This window comes from Cupriavidus sp. 05T41 (assembly GCF_056396525.1).
On record NZ_JBFTLQ010000050.1, the window covers coordinates 31,647 to 50,610 of the forward strand.

The 18,964-nt window shown below is 69.3% G+C and carries 18 protein-coding genes; 11 read left to right on the plus strand and 7 right to left on the minus strand.

Translation table 11 applies throughout. The features are described 5' to 3' along the window. Positions 1-13 precede the first annotated feature (13 nt). From AC1DKV_RS25870 to AC1DKV_RS25900, 7 genes are all read left to right on the plus strand, one after another. The gene (locus AC1DKV_RS25870; protein ID WP_441621499.1) at positions 14-1,222 is read left to right on the plus strand and encodes a phosphoglycerate kinase; all 1,209 of its coding nucleotides are present in this window, start codon (positions 14-16) and stop codon (positions 1,220-1,222) included. A 173-nt stretch (positions 1,223-1,395) separates the two neighbouring features. Next, positions 1,396-2,832 carry a pyruvate kinase gene (pyk, locus tag AC1DKV_RS25875; protein ID WP_441621501.1) on the plus strand — a complete coding sequence of 479 codons (1,437 nt, stop codon included), beginning with the start codon at positions 1,396-1,398 and terminating at the stop codon, positions 2,830-2,832. Positions 2,833-2,939: 107 nt separating this feature from the next. Next, complete coding sequence (gene fba, locus AC1DKV_RS25880) at positions 2,940-4,004, plus strand: class II fructose-bisphosphate aldolase (RefSeq protein ID WP_441621503.1); 1,065 nt, start codon at positions 2,940-2,942, stop codon at positions 4,002-4,004. A 149-nt stretch (positions 4,005-4,153) separates the two neighbouring features. Then, a complete protein-coding gene (locus AC1DKV_RS25885; protein WP_441621505.1) occupies positions 4,154-5,062 on the plus strand; it encodes a phosphoribosylaminoimidazolesuccinocarboxamide synthase in 909 nt (302 codons plus the stop codon). 130 nt (positions 5,063-5,192) lie between these two features. Continuing rightward, the gene (gene purE, locus AC1DKV_RS25890) at positions 5,193-5,690 is read left to right on the plus strand and encodes a 5-(carboxyamino)imidazole ribonucleotide mutase (protein WP_441643544.1); all 498 of its coding nucleotides are present in this window, start codon (positions 5,193-5,195) and stop codon (positions 5,688-5,690) included. A 59-nt stretch (positions 5,691-5,749) separates the two neighbouring features. Then, positions 5,750-6,994 (plus strand): 5-(carboxyamino)imidazole ribonucleotide synthase, encoded by a 1,245-nt coding sequence (locus tag AC1DKV_RS25895; protein WP_441643545.1) that lies wholly within the window; start codon positions 5,750-5,752, stop codon positions 6,992-6,994. A gap of 54 nt (positions 6,995-7,048) precedes the next feature. Beyond that, positions 7,049-8,032 carry an L-threonylcarbamoyladenylate synthase gene (locus tag AC1DKV_RS25900; protein WP_441621511.1) on the plus strand — a complete coding sequence of 328 codons (984 nt, stop codon included), beginning with the start codon at positions 7,049-7,051 and terminating at the stop codon, positions 8,030-8,032. A 134-nt stretch (positions 8,033-8,166) separates the two neighbouring features. On the opposite strand, the gene dacB is transcribed toward AC1DKV_RS25900, so the two are convergent. The 5 genes from dacB to AC1DKV_RS25925 all read right to left on the minus strand — a co-directional run bounded on the left by dacB (position 8,167) and on the right by AC1DKV_RS25925 (position 13,509). Continuing rightward, on the minus strand, positions 8,167-9,729 hold the full coding sequence (dacB, locus tag AC1DKV_RS25905; protein WP_441621513.1) for a D-alanyl-D-alanine carboxypeptidase/D-alanyl-D-alanine endopeptidase: 1,563 nt from the start codon (positions 9,727-9,729) through the stop codon (positions 8,167-8,169). A gap of 38 nt (positions 9,730-9,767) precedes the next feature. After that, a complete protein-coding gene (locus AC1DKV_RS25910; RefSeq protein WP_441621514.1) occupies positions 9,768-10,346 on the minus strand; it encodes a MarR family winged helix-turn-helix transcriptional regulator in 579 nt (192 codons plus the stop codon). Positions 10,347-10,388: 42 nt separating this feature from the next. Continuing rightward, positions 10,389-10,922 (minus strand): DUF3237 domain-containing protein, encoded by a 534-nt coding sequence (locus AC1DKV_RS25915; protein ID WP_441621516.1) that lies wholly within the window; start codon positions 10,920-10,922, stop codon positions 10,389-10,391. Continuing rightward, entirely contained in the window at positions 10,919-12,058 is a 1,140-nt protein-coding gene (locus tag AC1DKV_RS25920) for an ABC transporter substrate-binding protein (protein ID WP_477138317.1), read from the minus strand. The genes AC1DKV_RS25915 and AC1DKV_RS25920 overlap by 4 nt, the downstream gene beginning before the upstream one ends. A 170-nt stretch (positions 12,059-12,228) precedes the next feature. After that, positions 12,229-13,509, minus strand: coding sequence for a flavin-dependent oxidoreductase (locus AC1DKV_RS25925; RefSeq protein WP_441621518.1), 1,281 nt, complete (start codon positions 13,507-13,509; stop codon positions 12,229-12,231). A 311-nt stretch (positions 13,510-13,820) separates the two neighbouring features. Between AC1DKV_RS25925 and AC1DKV_RS25930 the strand changes: the two genes are divergently transcribed. Continuing rightward, entirely contained in the window at positions 13,821-14,030 is a 210-nt protein-coding gene (locus tag AC1DKV_RS25930; RefSeq protein WP_441621520.1) for a hypothetical protein, read from the plus strand. 101 nt (positions 14,031-14,131) lie between these two features. On the opposite strand, the gene AC1DKV_RS25935 is transcribed toward AC1DKV_RS25930, so the two are convergent. Further along, on the minus strand, positions 14,132-14,593 hold the full coding sequence (locus tag AC1DKV_RS25935; RefSeq protein ID WP_441621522.1) for a PACE efflux transporter: 462 nt from the start codon (positions 14,591-14,593) through the stop codon (positions 14,132-14,134). Between the two features lie 126 nt (positions 14,594-14,719). Between AC1DKV_RS25935 and AC1DKV_RS25940 the strand changes: the two genes are divergently transcribed. Further along, positions 14,720-15,664, plus strand: coding sequence for a LysR family transcriptional regulator (locus AC1DKV_RS25940; RefSeq protein ID WP_441621524.1), 945 nt, complete (start codon positions 14,720-14,722; stop codon positions 15,662-15,664). A 13-nt stretch (positions 15,665-15,677) separates the two neighbouring features. On the opposite strand, the gene AC1DKV_RS25945 is transcribed toward AC1DKV_RS25940, so the two are convergent. After that, a complete protein-coding gene (locus AC1DKV_RS25945; protein WP_441621526.1) occupies positions 15,678-16,658 on the minus strand; it encodes a Bug family tripartite tricarboxylate transporter substrate binding protein in 981 nt (326 codons plus the stop codon). Positions 16,659-16,830: 172 nt separating this feature from the next. Here AC1DKV_RS25945 and AC1DKV_RS25950 point away from each other — a divergent pair, with 172 nt between their 5' ends. Then, entirely contained in the window at positions 16,831-17,532 is a 702-nt protein-coding gene (locus AC1DKV_RS25950; RefSeq protein WP_441621528.1) for a response regulator, read from the plus strand. After that, positions 17,525-18,952 carry a sensor histidine kinase gene (locus tag AC1DKV_RS25955; protein ID WP_441621530.1) on the plus strand — a complete coding sequence of 476 codons (1,428 nt, stop codon included), beginning with the start codon at positions 17,525-17,527 and terminating at the stop codon, positions 18,950-18,952. The genes AC1DKV_RS25950 and AC1DKV_RS25955 overlap by 8 nt, the downstream gene beginning before the upstream one ends. The last annotated feature ends 12 nt before the right edge of the window (positions 18,953-18,964 follow it).

The window sequence follows — 18,964 nt, forward strand, 5'->3', positions numbered from 1 at the left end:
CTTCCTCTTCGCCATGACCTCTGTGCTGCGTCTCTCCGACCTCATCTCCGAAGGCAAAATTGCCGGCAAGCGTGTCTTTATCCGCGCCGACCTGAACGTGCCGCAGGACGACGCAGGCAATATCACCGAAGACACCCGCATCCGCGCCTCGGTGCCGGCCATCGAGGCCTGCCTCGCGGCGGGCGCCGCCGTGATGGTGACCTCGCACCTGGGCCGCCCGACCGAGGGCGAGTTCAAGCCCGAGGATTCGCTGGCGCCGGTGGCCGTGCGCTTGTCCGAGCTGCTCGGCAAGCCGGTCAGGCTGGTGCAGAACTGGGTCGACGGCACCGGCGAGGTGAGCCAGGTCAAGCCCGGCGAAGTGGTGCTGCTGGAAAACTGCCGCGTCAACAAGGGCGAGAAGAAGAACAGCGACGAGCTGGCGCAGAAGATGGCCAAGCTGTGCGATGTCTATGTGAACGACGCCTTCGGCACCGCGCACCGCGCCGAAGCCACCACCCACGGCATCGCCAAGTACGCGCCCATCGCCTGCGCCGGCCCGCTGCTGGCCGCCGAGATCGACGCGCTGGGCAAGGCGCTGGGCCAGCCGGCGCGTCCGCTGGTGGCCATCGTCGCCGGTTCCAAGGTGTCCACCAAGCTGACCATCCTCAAGACGCTGGCGGCCAAGGTCGACAACCTGGTCGTCGGCGGGGGCATCGCCAATACCTTCATGCTGGCGGCCGGGCTCAAGATCGGCAAGTCGCTGGCCGAGGCCGACCTGGTCGGCGACGCGCGCGCCATCATCGACATCATGGCTGCCCGCGGCGCCTCGGTGCCCATCCCCGTGGACGTGGTCTGCGCGAAGGAATTCAGCGCGACCGCCGCTGCCACCGTCAAGGATGCGAATGACGTGGCCGACGACGACATGATCCTCGACATCGGCCCCAAGACCGCGCAGATGCTGGCCGACCAGCTCAAGGCCGCCGGCACCATCGTGTGGAATGGCCCGGTCGGCGTGTTCGAGTTCGACCAGTTCAGCAATGGCACGCAGGTGCTGGCGCAAGCCATCGCCGAGTCCAAGGCGTTTTCCATCGCCGGCGGCGGCGACACGCTGGCTGCCATCGCCAAGTACGGCATCGCCGACCGCGTGGGCTATATCTCTACCGGCGGCGGCGCATTCCTGGAATTCCTCGAAGGCAAGAAGCTGCCCGCCTTCGAAGTGCTGGAACAGCGCGCAGCGGGCTGAGATGCAGGCTTCGCGCGGCATGGCCGGCGGCGCATGCTGTCCGGGATGAGCGGTCCGCCGCGGGCCGTCGCGGCGCAAGGCACCGGCCTGGCGCCGGCGCTACCGGGCTCGCAGGATGCAGGCCGCGCCGGCTTCGCCGGACGGCGGCGCACAACCACAAGGAAAACGTGTTCATGACCCGCTCGACAAAGATCGTCGCCACCATCGGTCCCGCCTCCAGCACGCTGGAGGTCCTCACGCGCATGATCTCGGCCGGGGTCGATGTAGTGCGCCTGAACTTCTCCCACGGCAAGGCCGAGGACCATATCGAGCGCGCGCAGCTGGTGCGCCAGGCGGCCCAGGCCTGCGGCCGCGAGGTGGCCATCATGGCGGACCTGCAAGGCCCCAAGATCCGCGTGGGCAAGTTCGAGCACGGCAAGGTCACGCTCAAGCCCGGCGACCCCTTCATCCTCGACGCGACCTGCTCGCTGGGCAACCAAGAGCGCGCCGGCCTCGACTACGAAGACCTGCCGCGCGACGTGGGCCCGGGCGACCTGCTGCTGCTCAACGACGGACTGATCGTGCTGGTGGTGGTCCGCGTGTTCGGCCACGAGATCTTCACCACGGTGAAGATCGGCGGCGAGCTGTCCAACAACAAGGGCATCAACCGCCAGGGCGGCGGGCTGTCGGCGCCGGCGCTGACCGCCAAGGACATGGAGGACATCAAGACCGCCATGGCGCTGGGCGCGGACTATGTCGCGGTGAGCTTCCCGAAGAACGCCACCGACATGGAAATGGCGCGCCAGCTGGCCGCCGTGGCCGGCCAGCCGCACCAGCACAAGACCCGCATGATCGCCAAGATCGAGCGCGCAGAGGCGATCCGCCCGGGCGTGCTGGAAGAGATCCTGCAGGCCTCCGACGGCATCATGGTGGCGCGCGGCGACCTGGCCGTGGAAGTGGGCAATGCCGCCGTGCCGGCGCTGCAGAAGCGCATGATCCGGCTGGCGCGCGAAGCCAACAAGCTGACCATCACCGCCACCCAGATGATGGAGAGCATGATCGTCAACCCGGTGCCGACGCGCGCCGAGGTGTCCGACGTGGCCAACGCCGTGCTGGACGGCACCGACGCCGTGATGCTGTCGGCCGAGACCGCCGCCGGTCGCTATCCCGTGGAAACCGTCGAAGCCATGGCCGCGGTGTGCGTGGAGGCCGAGAAATCCGAGGTGGTCCAGCTCGACACCGATTTCCTGAACCAGACCTTCGCCCGCATCGACCAGTCGATCGCCATGGGCGCGTTGTTCACGGCCTATCATTTGCAGGTGAAGGCCATCGCCGCGCTGACCGATTCCGGCGCCACCGCGCTCTGGATGAGCCGGCACCGCATTCACGTGCCGATCTACGCCATGACGCCCAACCTGGCGTCGCAGCGCAAGATGCAGCTCTACCGCAACGTCGTGGCGCTGCCGCTGGAAGCCAGCACCGACCGCGACACCGCGCTGGAGCAGGCCGAGGAACTGCTGCTGGCGCGCGGCGTGGTGCAGCGCGGTGACTTCATCGTGCTCACCATCGGCGAGCCGATGGGGCAGCCCGGTGGCACCAATACGCTGAAGATCGTCAGGGTTGGCGCCTGATGCCGGGATGTGTGCCTTGCCGTCCAGAGCTGCAGGCGCGTGCCAGCGACAATTCGAAAGACATAAAGAAATACCGAGACACCCCATTCTTTCTTTAGGAGTTTGACATGCCACTCGTATCGATGCGCCAGCTGCTCGACCACGCCGCCGAAAACGGCTACGGTCTGCCTGCCTTCAACGTCAACAACCTGGAACAGGTTCAGGCCATCATGCAGGCCGCCGACGAAGTCAACGCGCCGGTGATCATGCAGGCCTCGGCGGGCGCGCGCAAGTATGCGGGCGAGCACTTCCTGCGCCACCTGATCGAAGCCGCAGTGGAAGCCTACCCGCATATCCCGGTGGTGATGCACCAGGACCACGGCCAGTCGCCGGCGATCTGCCAGGCCGCCATCGACCTGGGCTTCTCCTCGGTGATGATGGACGGCTCGCTGCGCGAAGACGGCAAGACCCCGTCGGACTATGAGTACAACATCGACGTGACCCGCAAGGTGGTGCAGCTCTCGCACGCCATCGGCGTCACCGTGGAAGGCGAACTCGGCTGCCTGGGCTCGCTCGAGACCGGCGAAGCCGGCGAGGAAGACGGCATCGGCGCCGAAGGCAAGCTGGACCACTCCATGCTGCTGACCGACCCCGAGCAGGCCGCCGACTTCGTCAAGGCCACCCAGCTCGACGCGCTGGCCATCGCCATCGGCACCTCGCACGGCGCCTACAAGTTCACCCGCAAGCCCACCGGCGACATCCTGGCGATCGGCCGCATCAAGGAAATCCACGCCCGCATCCCCAACACCCACCTGGTGATGCACGGCTCGTCCTCGGTGCCGCAGGAACTGCTCGAGGAAATCCGCCAGTTCGGCGGCGACATGAAGGAAACCTACGGCGTGCCCGTCGAGGAAATCCAGGAAGCCATCAAGTTCGGCGTGCGCAAGATCAATATCGACACCGATATCCGCCTGGCCATGACCGGCGCGATCCGCCGCTTCTTCGCCGAGAACCCGGGCAAGTTCGACCCGCGCGAATACCTCAAGCCGGCCCGCGAAGCCGCCAAGCTGGTCTGCAAGGCGCGCTACATCGCCTTCGGCTGCGAAGGCCAGGCTTCGAAGATCAAGCCGGTCGCGCTCGAAGCGATCGCCCAGCAGTACAAGTCGGGCGCGCTGGCGCAGGTCGTGCAGTGACCTTGCAGTAAATCGCAGTCCGTGCCGCCGGCCCGCCGGCGGCACCACCGTATGCCCCTGAGTCCCTGCCCAGGCCCCCGTAGCGGGGGCCGGCGGGGACGACGCTTTTCCAGGCCGTGCGCCTAGCTCCGCGTTTTTTCGGAACCACCATGTCCAACGCCCTTTACCAGTCCTCCATCACCTCGCTGCCGCTGCTCGGCCACGGCAAGGTCCGCGACAACTACGCCGTCGGCGAAGACAAGTTGCTGATCGTCACCTCCGACCGCCTGTCGGCCTTCGACGTCATCCTGGGCGAGCCGATTCCCGGCAAGGGCCGCGTGCTCAACCAGATGGCCAATTTCTGGTTCAAGAAGCTGGCCCATATCGTGCCGAACCACGAGACCGACGTCAGCGCAGAAAGCGTGGTGAGCCCGGCCGAAGTCGAACAGGTGAAGGGCCGCGCCGTGGTGGTCAAGCGTCTCAAGCCGATCCTGGTGGAGGCCGTGGTGCGCGGCTACCTGGCCGGCAGCGGCTGGAAGGACTACCAGGCCACCGGCAGCGTGTGCGGCATCAAGCTGCCCGCCGGCCTGCAGAACGCGCAGAAGCTGCCCGAGCCGATCTTCACCCCGGCCGCCAAGGCCGAGATGGGCGAGCACGACGAGAACATCTCCTTCGGCGAAGTCGAGACCCGCATCGGCGTGGACCTGGCGCGCCGGATGCGCGAGATCTCCATCCGCCTGTACAAGGAAGCGGCCGAGTACGCTGCCACGCGCGGCATCATCATCGCCGACACCAAGTTCGAGTTCGGCCTGGACGAAGACGGCACGCTGACGCTGATGGACGAAGTGCTGACGGCCGATTCCTCGCGCTTCTGGCCGGCGGATTCGTACCAGGTCGGCACCAACCCGCCGTCGTTCGACAAGCAGTTCGTGCGCGACTGGCTCGAGTCCGTGCGCATCGACGGCAAGCCCTGGCCCAAGACCGCCCCGGCGCCCAAGCTGCCCGACGACGTGATCGAGAAGACCGCCGCCAAGTACCGCGAGGCGCTGACGCGCCTAACCGGCGAGGAACTGCAGTAATGACCCGCGCGGGTCCCGCCTGCGTGGGCCGGACTTGCAAGATGTTGGCTCCGCCCGCCCCCGTAGCGGGAGAGCGGAGGCCACCGCCGCGGGGCGCAAGCCGGCGGCGGGGATTCATAAGGATTTGAACGTGAGCAATACAGTCAAGCCGCTGGTCGGCGTCGTGATGGGCAGCAGTTCCGACTGGGACGTGATGCAGAACGCAGTGGCCATGCTGAAGGATTTCGGCGTGGCCTTCGAGGCGCGCGTGGTGTCCGCCCACCGCATGGCCGACGAGATGTTCGAGTACGCCGCCACCGCGCGCGCGCGCGGCCTGCGTGCCATCATCGCCGGCGCCGGTGGCGCCGCGCACCTGCCAGGCATGATCGCCGCCAAGACCATCGTGCCGGTGTTCGGCGTGCCGGTGCCCTCCAAGTACCTGCGCGGCGAGGATTCGCTGCTGTCGATCGTGCAGATGCCCAAGGGCGTGCCGGTCGCCACCTTCGCCATCGGCGAGGCCGGTGCCGCCAATGCCGCGCTGCACGCCATCGCCACGCTGGCCACCACCGACGACGCGCTGGCCGCCGCGCTCGAAGCGTTCCGCGCGAAGCAGACCGAAGCCGCGCGCGCCATGACGCTGCCGGTGTAAGCGCCGCACGTCCACGCTGCCCGAGCCAGCCCAGCCCCGTTTTACCGCAAAAGAGCGCCATGCCTACCGACATCCATCCCTACCTGGTCGAAGCCCACACGCCCGAGTCGCGTGCCGAGTTCGGCCTCGACAATCCCGGTGCGCCGGTACTGCCCGGCGCCTGGCTCGGCGTGCTCGGCGGCGGCCAGCTCGGCCGCATGTTCGCGCAGGCCGCGCAGTCCATGGGCTACAAGGTCTGCGTGCTCGACCCGGACCAGGACAGCCCGGCCGGCACCATCGCCGAGAAGCACATCTGCGCGCCTTATACCGACGAGGCGGCGCTGGCCGAGATGGCTCGCCTGTGCCCGGCGGTGACCACCGAGTTCGAGAACGTGCCCTCGCTCTCGCTGGACCGGCTCGAGCAGCTCGGTGCCTTCGTCGCGCCGCGCGGCTACTGCGTGTCGATCGCGCAGAACCGCATCGGCGAGAAGAAGTTCTTCGCGTTGTGCGCCGAGCGCACCGGCGTGCCCACCGCGCCGCACTGGGTGATCCAGCACGATGCCGACGTCGACCAGCTGCCCGAGGAACTGCTGCCCGGCATCCTCAAGACCGCGCGCATGGGCTACGACGGCAAGGGCCAGGCCCGCGTGAAGACCCGCGAAGACGTGCGTGCCGCGTGGCGCGCCATGCAGCACGTGCCCTGCGTGCTGGAGAAGATGCTGCCGCTGGCCTACGAAGTCTCCGTGCTGGCCGCGCGCGCCGCCGACGGCAGCACCGCTACCTGGCCGCTGGCCGAGAACGTGCACCGCGACGGCATCCTGTTCGCCACCACCATGCCGTCGACCAGCGTCTCCGACGAGATCGCCGATCGCGCGCGTGCCGCTGCCGCCACCATCGCCACCGAGATGGGCTATGTGGGCGTGCTGTGCATCGAGTTCTTCGTGCTGACGGACGGCTCGCTGGTCGCCAACGAAATGGCGCCGCGCCCGCACAACTCCGGCCACATCACCATGGATGCGTGCGAGACCAGCCAGTTCGAGCAGCAGGTGCGCGCCATGGCACGCCTGCCGCTGGGCAGCACGCGCCAGCACTCCGCCGGCAAGATGCTCAACCTGCTCGGCGACGCCTGGTTCGAGTTCGGCCTGGAGCGTACGCCGGCCTGGGACGAAGTGCTGGGCCAGGCAGGCGCCAAGCTCCACCTCTACGGCAAGAACGACGCCCGCCCCTCGCGCAAGATGGGCCACGTCAACTGCGTGGGCGGCGAGGCTGCCGATGCCGCGCGCGCCTTCGACACCGCCTTGAAGGCGCTCCATATCGAGCCCTGACCGGCCCCCGGCGCGCCCGCCGTCGCGCCTCACCCCCGCCCCAGAGATCCATCGATGTCGCGCATGCCTACCCCCGCCGAACTTGACCAGGCGGTCCAACTGCTGGAAGCCGGCCAGCTGGTCGCCTTTCCCACCGAGACCGTCTACGGCCTCGGCGCCGACGCGGAGAACCCCGAGGCCATCGCCCGCATCTTCGCCGCCAAGGGGCGCCCGTCCAACCATCCCATCATCGTGCACGTGGTGGACGGCGGCGACATCAGCTACTGGGTGGACGACGTGCCGCCGGCCGCGCAGGACCTGATCGACGCGTTCTGGCCCGGCCCGCTCACGCTGATCCTCAAGCGTGCCGCCCATATCCCCGCGGCGGTGGCGGGCGGCCAGGACAGCATCGGCCTGCGCTGCCCCTCGCATCCGGTCGCGCAGGCGCTGCTGTCGCGCTTCAAGCGCGGCCGCGGCGGCATCGCCGCACCGTCGGCCAACAAGTTCGGCCAGGTCAGCCCGACCACGGCCCAGCACGTGCGCGACGAATTCGGCGACAGCGTCTTCGTGCTCGAAGGCGACGGCGTGGAAGTCGGCATCGAATCCACCATCGTCGACCTGTCGCGGCTGGAGCAGGGCATCGGACCGGTATTGCTGCGCCCCGGCGCGATCACGCCGGCGATGATGGCAGGCGTCCTGGGTGCGACGCCCTTGCCGCCGGACGCCGCCGCGCCGCGCGCCTCGGGGACGCTGAAAGCGCATTACGCACCGCATACGCCGCTGGTGTTGTCGTCGATGGCGGACCTGCCCGCGCAACTGGCGAACCTGCCTGCCGGTGCGAAAGTGGCCTGGGTGGGGCGCGAGGCTGCCACCGATCCGCGCTGTACCTGGGTGCCGGCGCCCGCGGATGCCGAGGCCTTTGCGCGCGAGCTGTACCGCCTGTTGCGCAGGCTGGATCGGGAGGGGTACGGACTGCTGGCGGTTGAGGCCCTGCCGGCCGGGCACGAGTGGGATGGGGTGAGGGACCGGTTGCAGCGGGCCGCCGCGGCGTTCAACTGATCCCGGGCACTTGAGCTGACTTTCCGCCCGGCGCCGCAAGCCTCACCGTCACCGCCTGGCTTGAAAGCCAGGACAGCTTCAAAGGCAGCGATGCCTTGAAGCTGTCTTTGACTTCAGCCCGGAAGCGCGAAACCTCAGGGCGCTCCCTGATAGACCCACTGCAACAACGCATCGTGCGCCTGCTGCCCGGCAGAAGCATTCGCATGATTGATATAGCTCACCACCACATACCGGTCGCCATTCAAGGCATCCACATACCCCGCCAGCGCACGCACGTCCGCCAGCGTGCCGGTCTTCATGTAGGCATTGCCGGCAGCGCCCGCGCGGGTGAGGCGGTTGCGCAGGGTGCCGTCCACGCCCAGGATCGGCAGTGAATCGATCAGCACCGGCCCCACATCGCTGGCCAGCGCCTGCTGCAACAGCCGCGACATATCGTAGGCGCTGATGCGCTCTTCGCGCGACAGGCCCGAGCCGTTGTCCAGCACCAGGCCTGGCATGTCCAGGCCCTGCCGGCCCAGCCAGCGCTGCACTACCTTGGCCGAGCGCGCGGTGCTGGCGGGACCGCTGCGGTCGATCTCGGCGCCGATGGTCAGGTACAGCTGGCGCGCCATCACGTTGTTCGAATACTTGTTGATGTCGCGCACGATCTCCGACAGCGGCTGGCCGTAGTGGCGCGCCAGCAGGAAGGACCCGCGCGGCGCGCGGCCCATGCGTAGGGCGGGCTGGTGGGTGAAGCGGCCGCCCGCGAGCTGCCATTCGGCGACAAAGCCGCCCCAGGCGAACTCGTTGTGCGAGAGCGTGGCGATATTGACCACGTGCTCGCCGCAGTCGGCTGCATAGCTGCCGTCGAAGGAGGCCAGCACGGTACCGTCCGGCTGCGGCGTGACCATCGGGTTGGCGTGCGCGCGCCAGTCGCCGCATTTGCCGTGCGACAGCGCGAGGCGGTTGTCGAGCTTGAGCTGGGCCAGCGCCGGCGTGACCGAAACCGCCACGGTCTGGCTGGCGGCATCGGGGGTGAGGGTGAAGGACAGCGTCTTGAACGCATACAGCAGCGCATCGGGGCTGACGTTGTAGGCGCGCTGGGTTTCGCCGTCGATGGTGTTGCCGTTGTCGATGGCCGCGTCGAAGAAGCTGCGGTCCAGCACCAGGTCGCCGTTGATGGTGGTGGCGCCCGCGGTGCGCGCCGAGGCGACCAGCTTGGCCATCTCCTCGGGCACCAGCTTGGGATCGCCCTGGCCGCGCAGGTAGACGTTGCCGTTGACGGTGCCGTCGGCGCCGGGCTGGCTGTCGGCGTAGAGCGAAGTCTGCCAGCGGTAGGCGGGCCCCAGCAACTGCAGCCCGGCGAAGGTGGTGACCAGCTTCATGGTCGACGCGGGGTTCATCGGCGCCTGCGCGTTCCAGCTCGCGCGCGGTGCCTGCGCCCCGACCTTGATCACATAGAAGCTGGTGGATGCCGCGGGGATATGGGCGCGCTTGAGCGCGGCCATCACGCCGGCCGGCAGGCCCGAGCGCGCGGCGGCGGGCTCGGCGGCTTCACTGCCGGCGTGCCTGGTGGTTGCGGCGGCAGCGTGGGCGGCCTTGGCCTTGGCGGTCTTTGCCGTGGCGGCCGGCAGGCCGTTGACGAATAGCAGCGCCGCGGCGCAAAGCGGCAGCAGGCGGCGAAGAAGTGGGGAGGGGCGTTTCTGCATGGTGCCCATGTTAACGCATGGACATGGCGCCGCGGATGACGCCGTTTTCAGATTTCCGCGAGGCCGCCCGCTTGCGCGGCGGCGGCGCCACCGGGCGGCGCCAGCTGGCCGAGCAGCGCACGCAGCGTGTCTTGCTGCTCCGCGCTCAGGGCCGCCGCCACGCGCGCATCGTGCTCGCACACGGCCGCGGTGGCGGCTTCCAGCGTGCGACGCCCGCCCGGGGTCAGCACCAGGCTGTAGGCGCGGCGGTCGTGCGGGGCCGGGCGGCGCGCCACCAGCTTCATGTCTTCCAGCGCATCGACCAGCAGTACCGCGCCGGAGCGCGCGATGCCGAGTATGCGTGCCAGCTCGGTCAGCTTGAGATGGGGGTTGCGCGCGATGATCACCAGCGCGGAAAAGCGCGGCGGCGTGATGTTCCACTGCGCCAGCGACTGCACGAAGTCTTCGTAGATGCGGATCTGCGCGCGGCGGATGGCGTAGCCCACCAGTCTATCGAGCACGCCGTAGTCGATGTCGGCCACGTGCGGGTCGAAGCCGGCGGCGGCATCGGTGCCGCCACCCGGGCTGGCGGGATCAGGGGCGAGGGCTTCGCGGCTGCGGCGCGGGCGCGCCTTGGCTGTGTTCATGGGGCTGCGTCGGTGTGGAAGTCCAGGATTGCGGCCGGCATCTCATACCACGCGAAAATACCGCATTTCGACCCGGTCGGGGTAGCGTGCGCCGGTGGCGACGAACAGGTGCTGCATCAGCCAGCCGTAGCCCGGCGCCGCCGTTTCGAAGCGCGGCGCGGTGCGGAAGTAGACCAGGCCAGGATCGATGAGCTCGCCGGCAGCCAGGCGCGCGATCAGCCCGGCGGGGCCGCTGCGCACGCCGGCATTGACGATGTAGATGCGGGCGCCGTCGTCGGTCTCCAGCACATAGCGCGCTTCGATATCGGCCACGCTGACGGCGTCGCCATTGTCGCCTTTGTCGCCTTTGTCGCCATCATGGCGGACCAGCTGGAAGTCCGCGCCGCCGGGCAGGATGCGGCCTTGCAGGCGCGGCCCGGTGACGACGCCGTCGAGGATGGGGATCACGCGGCGGTTGCCGAGCGCGCTGACGCCGACCTCGGTGGCCGGGGCCAGCCGGAAGCGGAAATCCGCGACATGTTCGAGCGTGGGGGCCGGCAGCGCCAGCGCGCCGGCGGCAGCAGCGGGCGCCGTCATTTCAGCAGCTTCCAGTTGCCGTTGTCGATGGTCAGCATGACGCGCCCGCGCGTGTCGAAGCCGAAGTGGTCCTGTGCCGTGTAGTTCAGCACGCCGTGCGAGACCACGATATCGCGCTCGCTTTCCAGCGCCGTCTTGAGCGCGCGGCGGAACTCGGGCGTGCCCGGCCTGGCCCGCTTGAGCGCCGCCGGCACGATCCGCTGCAGCACCAGGCCCGCATCGTAGGGATGGGCGCCGAACTGGGTGCGGCTGTCCGGCCCGAACTGCTTTTCGTAGCGGCCCACATAGTCGAGGCCCGGCTTCTTGACCGCCGCGCTGTCCGCCAGCTGCTCGGCGACGATGACCGGGCCGGCCGGCAGGATGGAGCCGTTGACGGCCTTGCCGCCGATGCGGATCAGGTCCTTGGTGGCCGCGCCATGCGTGTGATAGACCGGCCCGGTGTAGCCGCGCTCGCGCAGCGCGGTATGCGGCAGCGCCGCGCCGGTGCCCGCGCCGGCGATCAGCACGGCATCGGGGCGCGCGGCAATCAGCTTGAGCGTCTGCGCCGTGACGCTGGTGTCCGAGCGGGCATAGCGCTCGGTAGCGACGAGGCGGATGCCGCGCGCGGTGGCGGCCGTGGTGAATTCCTTGAGCCAGGTTTCGCCGTAGGCGTCGGCAAAGCCGATGAAGGCGACGGTCTTGACGCCCCTGGCATGCGCCGCATCCGCCACGGCTTCGGCCATCAGCCTGACGGGCTGCGCCAGGCGATAAGTCCATTCGCCGTGTCCGGGCTTGAGTTCGATCGGCGAGAAGGCCAGCTGCACGGTCTGGCTTTCGTCGGCGACCTCGGCGATGGCGATGGACGGCGCCACCGCGGACGAGCCGAGGATGATGTCGACCTTGTCCTCGCTGACGAAGCGGCGCGCCACCTTGGTGGCCTGGGTAGGGTCGGAGGCGTCGTCCAGCACCACGTAGCGGATCTTCTCGCCGCCGATGGCGTCCGGCAGCAAGGGCATGCTGTTCTTCTGCGGGATGCCAAGCGACGCCGACGGCCCGGTCGACGAAATGCTGACGCCGACGGTCACCTCGGCCAGCGCGGGCGCCGCGCCAAGCGTGGCGAGGGTGGCGAGGGTGGCGGCAAGGCTTGCAGCCGCCACGCTATGGCGGCGGAACGCGGTTGCATTGGCGAAGCGGCAAAAGCTGGGGCGCGGCACGGTGTCTCCCTCTCTCATTTTCTCTGGCGATGGCGCCGGCTGTTCACGGCCGGTCGCGGGTGGGCATGATTTGACGAACGACGATGCCGGCGGACCGGCGGCGAGCGGACGCGCTAGCGCGGCGGCAGCTGCAGCGACTGGCGGTCGAAGCCGGCCAGCTGCTTGTAGCGCTGCGCGATGCCTTCGAGCTCCGCGCGCGGGATCACCGTCTCGATATCGCTGAAGCCTTGCGGCGCGCGCTGCTCGGCCAGCTGCATGACCTGCTCGGGGCCGTTGAGGCGGTTGCGCAGCACGATGGCGGCGGTGCGCGGCAGCCGTTCGGCCTCGTACTCGCGCAGCGCGTAGCCGGCGCCGGACTTGTCGTGCGGCGCGCCGTTGGCCAGCAGGCAGTCGGTCAGGTAGCGCGCATCGAGGATGGCCTGCGCGCTGCCGTTGGAGCCGATCGGATACATCGGGTGCGCGGCATCGCCCAGCAAGGTCACGCGGTCGAAGGTCCAGCGCGGCAGCGGATCCTTGTCCACCATCGGAAATTCATAGATGGCCTGCGCGCCGTCGATCAGCGCGGGAATGTCGATCCAGTCCCAGCGCCAGCCGGCAAAGGCGGCGGCGAACACGGACTTGTCCACCTGCTTGTTCCAGTCGCTGCGCGGTGGCGTATCGGAGACGTGGTCGGGCACGCGCAGCTCGGCGATCCAGTTGACCAGCGAGCGGCCTTCGCGGCGCAGCGGCCCGGAGATCGGGTAGGCCACGAACTTCTGGTCCTGGTGGCCGGCCATGAACATCGCGCTGCCGTCGAGATACGGTGGCGCCTCGCTCACGGCGCGCCACAGCGTGCGGCGCGAGAAGCGTGGCGCGTCGCCGTGCGGGTAGAAATGGCGGCGTACCGCGGAATGGATGCCGTCGGCGCCCACCAGCACATCGGCCTGCGCGGCGATCACGGCGTTGTCGCTGCGGCGGCGCAGCGTGAAGGTGACCGGTTCGCCGGCGGCGGCGCCGGTGCTGGTCACCGTTTCGAAGGCGTGGCCCGCATGCACGCGATGCGCGCCCAGGCGCTCGATCGCGGTACGGTAGAGCAGCATCTGGAACTCGCCGCGATGGATGGAAAACTGCGGCAGCTCGTAGCCGGCGGCGAGGCCGCGCGGCTCGTGCCAGATGCGCTGGCCGAGCTTGTTGTAGTAGGACAGCGACGAAGTCGGTACGGCGAGCTCCGCGATGGCGTCGCGCAGGCCGAGCTCGGCCAGCTCGCGCACCGCGTGCGGCAGCAGGTTGATGCCCACGCCGAGCGGGCGCATGGTCTCGCTGGCTTCCCAGACCTCGGCCTCGATGCCGTGGCGGTGGCACAGCAGTGCCAGCGTCAGGCCGCCGATGCCGCCGCCGGCTATCGCGATCTTCATGGTGTTGTCTCCATCGCTTTTGTCGTGGCTTGCCGCGTGTCCGTGCACGGCGGAGGGCAAGCCGCAGATTTGTTATGGAGTATAACTAAATGGCGGCGCGCTTCAAGCATGCGGCGATGGGGGATAACCCGTGAGAGCAGGGCGCACGCCGTCCCGCCCCATCCTCGGCCGGGTCACTTGTGGGAATCGTCCGACAGGAGGTTCGGCCTGGGCCCGCTCCCGAAGTGCTTTGCGCGACGCCATACTTGGTGCATGAGACGCGCCCGGCTCCCTTGCCCGGCGCCCACGCAAATCCAGAAAGGAGCCCCACCATGCGTACCCTGACCCTGACACTTGTGCTGGCCACCCTGCTGAGCGCGGCGGGTTGTGCCGACATCACCCCCAAGCAGCGCAATACGGCAATCGGTGCAGGCGTCGGCGGCGTAGCCGGCGCGGCGCTGATCGGCGGCCCGGCCGCGACCCTCGGCGGTGCCGCGCTGGGCGGCGTGGTGGGTAACGTGGCGACGCCGGAGCGCCACTGAGCCTCCCCGGCCTTGCATGCCGGGTGCATACCGGCTGCGTGCCGGACAATAAAAAACGGATGCCGCCGGCATCCGTTTTTCTTGTCGTGCCGCGCCTGGCCTTAGCGGCTGCACGGCTCCGCCAGCACCGCCGGCTTTTGGCTTGCCGCGGTCTTGCCGACCGGGAACACGGTGTCGTAGGCCCAGTTGTAGATAAACGCATAGACCACATAGAACGCCGCCACGGCGATATCCATGACGAAGGCGTCGAACAGGCTCATGTCGAGGTACCACGACACCAGCGGCAGGAACACCACGAGCAGGCCTGCCTCGAACAGGATCGCGTGAAGCACGCGCACCGCCACGGGTTTGCGCAGCTGTCCGGTGAACCGCAGCATGGCCTTGTCGAACAGCAGGTTGTAGAGATAGTTCCAGCCGGCGGCGATGACCGAGGCGACCACGGCGATGACGCCCATCTGGTGCAGGGCGAAGCCGAACACCAGGCTGGCGAGCGGCGCGAAGATAAACAGGCCGATGACTTCGAAGCCGATGGTGTGGCGAATCCGGTCCTTTGTCGTACGCATGATCCTTCCTGTGTGACAACACGATGGAGGCCATTCTATCTGGATTACGATGATGGTAAAGTTGGTATCCATCGCTTTAACAGATAGATTGTCGCCCTCCGGTCTGGTGGCGGCCGGGAGCATCACATGAGCCTTTCCCTCGAACAGTTGCAGGCCTTCGCCGCCGCCGCCGAATGCGGCTCTTTCTCGGCCGCCGCGCGCCGGCTCGGCAAGGCGCAGTCGGTGGTCAGCGCGGCCGTCTCCAATCTGGAGATCGACCTCGGCAACCAGCTGTTCGACCGCAGCGCGCGCTATCCCGTGCTGACCGCCGCCGGCGAGCGCCTGCTGGCCGAGGCGCGCGTGATCCTGGAGCGCTGCGAGCACTTCCGCGGGGTGGCCAAGAGCCTGGGCGAGGGTGTGGAAAGCCGTCTGGTGCTGGCGGTGGACGAGCTGTATCCGGAGGAGACGCTGGGCGTGATGCTCGAAGAGTTCTCGACGCGCTTCCCGGCGGTCGAGCTGGAACTGCTGTTCCCGCTGATGGAGGATGTCAGCCGCCTGGTGCTGGAAGGCAGCGCGGACCTCGGCCTGATGTGGCGCCAGGAAGTGCTGCCGCCCGAGCTGGGCTTTCGCGCGCTGGGCTGGGTGCCGATGCAGATCATCTGCGCGCCGGATCATCCGCTGGCCGACCAGCGCGTGGGCTGGGAGGAGCTCAAGCGCTACCGCCAGCTCATGGTGGCCGTGCGCAGCAGCGACAGCGAGGAGAAAAAGCGCCTGCGCGTGGCGGCCGAGGTGTGGTGGGTGGAAAGCCAGTGGGTGATCGTAGAACTGGTCAAGCGGCGCCTTGGCTGGGCCTTCGTGCCGTGGCACGTGGCGGCCAATTCGCCGGCGGCGGCGCAACTGGTGTCCCCGGTGCTGGAATTCGACGACCAGGACTGGCCGGTGGCGATGGAACTGGTGTGGCACAAGCAGCGGCCGCTCGGCAAGGCCGCCACCTGGCTCAAGGAACGCGTGAGCAAGCAGCCGCTGCCGCGTCCCGCCGGCGATGCCGCCCGTGCCGCCCATGCCGCGCAAGCCCCAGGCGCCGCGCCATGAGCGTACCGCGCCGCTAGCGCACCAGGCCGAACTCCTTGGCCAGCGTGCCGTAGCGCTGCACGGTGCGCTTGACGTAGGCATCGAGCGCGGCGGCATCCATGTCGGCGGGATAGAGGCCTTGCTCGGCGCGCAGGCGGGCAAAGGCCGGGCTGGCCTGCAGGCGCTCGAAGCGCGCCGCCCAGCGTGCGTAGTCGGCCTGCGCCACCTTCGGCCCCATGTAGAAGCCGCGCACGACCGGCCAGTCGATGTCGTAGCCTTGCTCGCGCGCGGTGGGCACGGCGGCCAGCGTGCCGGGCAGGCGCCGCTCCGCCAGTACCGCGAGGATGCGGATGTCGCCCATGGCCAGCTGCATTGTTGCTTCGGATGCATCGCCGGAGACGGCCTGCACCTGGCCGGCCCGCAGCGCCGTAAAGGCCTCGCCGCCGCCCTCGAAGCCCACGAAGCGCATGCGCTTGTAGCCCACCCCGGCCTGGCGCGCCAGCAGCGCGGCCTTCATCCAGTCCTGGTTGCCGATGGTGCCGCCGGCGCCGAACAGGACCTGGTCCGGATCCGACCTGAGCGCCGCCACCAGATCCTTCAAGGTCTTGTAGGGCGAATCGGCGCGTACCGCGACCACGCCGTAGTCGGTGGCCAGCGCGCCGACCCAGCGCACGTCCGCTGCGCCATACTTGCCGAACTTGCCTTCGGCCAGCGCCAGCAGCGAGCCGCTAGAAAAGGCGACGATGGTGTCCGGCTCGGCGGGGCGCTGGGCCACCACGCTGTTATAGGCTACCGCGCCGATGCCGCCCGGCATGTAGGCCAGGCGCATCGGCTGCCCGGTCATGCCGGCCTCCAGCAGCGCGCGCTGCGCCAGCTTGCAGGTCAGGTCGAAGCCGCCGCCGGGCTTGGCGGGCACGATGCACTCCGGCGCGGCGGCGCTCGCCCCGAACGCGCAGGAAGCGGCAAGCGCCAGCGCGGCGCGCGCCAGGTGCAAGGCTGCCGGGAAGGGCTTCATCGGGTCTCCTCGGGTGCGGCCGCCCTCCGTGTGGCGGATGCCGGGCGGAATCCTCCCGCCAGAACCGGACGGTGCTGGCAGAAGGTGCAAAATTCAGGCATGTTAGCGGCGCGCGAGCCCGAAGGCCAGCGGGTCCGCATGACAACAAGATCAGGCAGGAGGAGGGATTTCCGTGAGAGTGCTACTGGTCGAGGACCATGACGAACTGGCCACCTGGGTGACGCAGGCGCTGCGCGCCATGCATTTCACCGTGGAGCGCGCCGCCGACGCGGCCAGCGCCGAATCGCTGCTGTTCAGCACGCACGCCGGCGCGGCCGGGGCGGGCGGCATCGACTACGCACTGGTCCTGCTGGACCTCACCCTGCCCGACCGCGACGGGCTGGACCTGCTGGCACGCCTGCGCAAGCGCGGCTGCCGCGTGCCGGTCATGATCCTGACCGCGCGCGGCGAGGTGGGTGATCGTGTCAAGGGCCTGGACCTGGGCGCCGACGACTACATGGCCAAGCCTTTCGACCTCGCCGAGTTCGAGGCGCGCGTCAAGGCGCTGCTGCGGCGCGCGCGGCAGACCGAGGCGCCGCTGGTGATGTGCGGCGGGCTCGGCTTCGATACCGTGGCGCGGCATTTCCAGGTGGGCGGCGTGCCGCTGGCGCTGACGCCGCGCGAGCACGCGGTGCTGGAGATCCTGATGACCCCGCCGGGCAAGACGGTGAGCAAGGACCGCATCTACGCCAGCATCTTCACGCTGGCCGACGAGACCCAGCCCGACGTGATCGAGGTCTACGTGCACCGGCTGCGGCGCAAGCTCGAGGGTTCGGGCGCCGCCATCGTCACCTTGCGCGGGCTTGGCTACGTGCTGGAGCCCGGCGGTGGCTGAGCCGGGCAGGCGCCGGGCGCGTCCCGCCAGCCTGCGCGCGCGCCTGCTCTGGTGGCTGATCCCGCCGATGCTGCTGCTGCAGGCCGTGTACGGCGTGGTGGCTTACTCGAACGCCCTGGCCTCGGCCGACCTGGCCTACGACCGCACCCTGCTGGCGTCGGCGCGCAATATCTCCGAGCGCATCACGCTCACGCCGGAGGGCGTGCGCGTGGATGCGCCCTATATCTCGCTGGACACCTTCGAGGTGGGCATGAACGCCACCATGTTCTATCGCGTGAGCGGCGTGCGCGGCGAATTCGTCTCAGGCTACGACGACCTGCCGCCGTTCGATTCCAGCCAGCCGCGCACCAAGCTCTATCCGGCGCTGGTGAGCTTCTATGACCGCACCTACCGCGGGCAGCCGATCCGCATCGCCGCGCTGCGCCAGCCGGTGATGGACGCCAGCGGCACGCACGGGGGCATGGCGCTGATCGAGGTGGGCGAGACTCTCGATTCGCGCCAGGCGCTCACCCGCAACATCCTGTTCGACGTGCTGTGGGGCCAGGCCATGCTGGTGCTGGCCGTGGTGCTGGTGATCTGGCTGTTCACGCGGCGCGCGCTGGCGCCGCTCGATGCGCTGCGCGCCGAAGTGGCGCGGCGCCAGCCCGGTGCCACCACGCCGCTCCCGCTGGACAGCGCGCCGCGCGAGACCGCGCCGCTGGTGCAGGCGATGAACGGCTACATGGCACGGCTGGAGCAGATGCTGGCTGCGCAGCGCCGCTTTGTCGCCGACGCCGCGCACCAGTTGCGCACGCCGCTGGCGGTGCTGCACACGCAGGCGCAGCTGGCCGCACGCGAGCACGACCCCGCCGAGCAGCGCCGCATCGCCCAGGGCCTGGCCGACAGCACCGCGCGCATGGCCGCGCTGGCCGACCGGCTGCTGTCGATGGCGCGCGCCGCGCACGGCGGCGCCGAAGCGCCGCGCCCGCTGGACCTGGCGGCGTTGCTGTGCGAGGTCTGCCTGGAACTCATGCCGGCGGCGCGCGCGCGCCGCATCGACCTGGGTTTCGAGGGCGAGTGCGCGCAGCCGGTAAGCGGCACCGAGCTGCTGCACGAACTGGCTACCAACCTCGTCGAGAACGCGCTGCGCTACACGCCGGCCGGCGGCGTGGTGACCGCGCGCGTCTATCGCGACGGCGATGCGGTGGTGCTCGAGGTGGAGGATGACGGCCCCGGCATCGCGCCGGCGGAGCGCACCGCGGTGCTGGAGCCGTTCTACCGCGGCAAGCCGGCGCGGGCCGGCGAAGCCGCGCCGGGCGGATCGGGCCTCGGGCTCACCATCGTGCGCGACATTGCCGCCGCGCACGGTGCATCGCTGGTGCTGCTCGATGGTGCGGCAGGCAAGGGACTGCTGGCGCGGGTGTGCTTTCCCGCAGCCTAGGGCGGCGGGTGC